2 protein-coding genes and 1 pseudogene are annotated in these 1817 nt (G+C 62.1%); 1 reads left to right on the top strand and 2 read right to left on the bottom strand.

The genetic code is table 11. The features are described 5' to 3' along the window. Nucleotides 1-120: pseudogene (locus tag CH289_RS28920) on the bottom strand (Gfo/Idh/MocA family protein); the annotation flags it as partial. 144 nt (nucleotides 121-264) lie between these two features. On the opposite strand from CH289_RS28920, the gene CH289_RS27795 reads away from it, so the two are divergent. Beyond that, a complete protein-coding gene (locus CH289_RS27795) occupies nucleotides 265-1269 on the top strand; it encodes a LacI family DNA-binding transcriptional regulator (protein ID WP_037161791.1) in 1005 nt (334 codons plus the stop codon). Between the two features lie 97 nt (nucleotides 1270-1366). Here the strand turns inward: CH289_RS27795 and CH289_RS27790 are convergent. Then, the coding region (locus CH289_RS27790; protein ID WP_143545151.1) for an ATP-binding cassette domain-containing protein at nucleotides 1367-1817 on the bottom strand (451 nt) is incomplete at its 5' end.

Raw genomic sequence — 1817 nt, 5'->3', positions numbered from 1 at the left:
CAAACGTACATCCGGGCGGTCGGTGCCGAACAGCGTCGACGCCATCCGGTACCCGGCGGCATGGGCGCGTCCGGCCATACCGCCACCGATGACGGCTACACCGAGCGAGTTCTCTGTCATGAGGGTGACTACTTTCTTCTTCTCTCGAAGCGAGATCAAGTGTCCCGGTCTATTTGACCGGTCTAGTACAGCTACTATGAGACATCGATCACCTCCGTGTCAAGATCGTCGGCGCAGACACGGCGCACCAATTCGAGGAGCCACATGGCAAACGGCAAATCCGCGACAATGCAGGACATCGCGAACCGAGTCGGCGTCTCGAAAGCGTTGGTCTCGATGATTTTTCGCGACGTTCCTGGCCCCAGCGCCGAGACTCGCGCACGCGTTCTGGCCGTGGCCGACGAACTCGACTATCGACCGAACCGAGCTGCCGCACTGATGACTCTGCGCCGCACACACATGCTCGGCGTGGTCGCGAACATCAGGAATGCGTTCCACGCCGAGATGGTCGAACACATGGTGGCCGCAGCAGACTCGAAAGGCTACGAGGTGGTTCTGGGCGCCGTGACGCCCACGCACGGGGAGTCGGCCGTCATAGAAACACTGCTCGACTTCCGCTGTGAAGCGGTTGTGATTCTGGGATCCGAGTCATCCGCACAGTCGCTGCGCTCGTGGAGCACTCGTGTCCCACTCATCGTGGTGGGTCGTCGCGTCTCGGGCGTCGCCGTAGTCCGTGCGACGGACCGCCGAGGAATGAGCGCCGTCGTCGATCACCTGGTGTCGCTGGGGCACAGCAGAATTGCTCACCTTTCCGGTGGTTCCAACCCCATCGCCGTCGACCGGCGTGACGGCTACACACGGGCGATGCGTCGTCATGGCCTCGCCGAATTCATCGAAGTCTTCGACGGAGACTTCACCGAAGTGTCCGGCACGGATGCAGGGCTCGCAGTCCGCGATCATCCGGGAACACGACCGACCGCCATCGTTGCAGCCAACGACAGAAGCGCGGTCGGCCTGTTGGATGCCCTACAAGTCGCAGGCATCGTCGTACCCGAACATATTTCGGTGACCGGGTACGACAACAGCACCTTGGCTCAACTCGGGCACATCGCGCTGACGACAGTGAGCCAAGAGCCTGCGGATCAGGCCGATCGCGCAATCGAACTCGCGGTCGACATTCTCGACAACGACAGGACGAACCTCGATCCTGTCGTGCTGGTCCCGCGCCTCATCGTTCGGAATACGACAGGGCCCGCACCGATTCGGTAGCAGTACAACGGGACAGCAGGGACAACCTCGGACAATCGACGTGCACGACGAGACACGGCCCACCGACGTTCGTCGATGGGCCGTGTTTCGCAGGTCTCTACCTGCGTAGTTCGTGGGTGAGGGTTTCGAGTTCGTCGCCGCCCGCCATTTCCTTGGTGAGATCGTCGAGGCTGATCTCGTCGTAGGTGCAGTCGAGCTTCTGGCGACCACGGTTGAGGAGCACGAAGTGATCCCCCACCATGTACGCGTGATGCGGGTTGTGGGTGATGAACACGACGCCGAAGCCCTGCTCCTTCGCGGCGGAGATGTATCGCAGAACCATGCCGGACTGCTTGACACCCAACGCGGCGGTCGGCTCGTCGAGGATGAGCACGCGTGCGCCGAAGAAGATAGCTCGGGCGATCGCCACACACTGACGCTGGCCGCCGGACAGCGATCCGATGGGTGCATCCACGTCGGGCAGATCGATACCCATCTTGTGCAGCTCTTCGATGGTCGTCGCGCGCATCGCGGTGGCGTCGAGTGTCCGGAACGGGCCTTTGCGCAGT

Origin of the sequence: Rhodococcus sp. RS1C4 (genome assembly GCF_002258225.1) — a bacterium.
GTDB classification, from domain to species: domain Bacteria; phylum Actinomycetota; class Actinomycetes; order Mycobacteriales; family Mycobacteriaceae; genus Rhodococcoides; species Rhodococcoides fascians_E.
The sequence above is the reverse complement of the archived record's forward strand: the minus strand, read 5'-3'. Positions and strand labels throughout refer to the sequence as shown.

What these genes read in the sequence shown, in the direction of transcription:
- CH289_RS27795 (WP_037161791.1), top strand. Translation starts at nt 265, where the DNA reads ATGGCAAACGGCAAATCCGCGACAATGCAGGACATCGCGAACCGAGTC.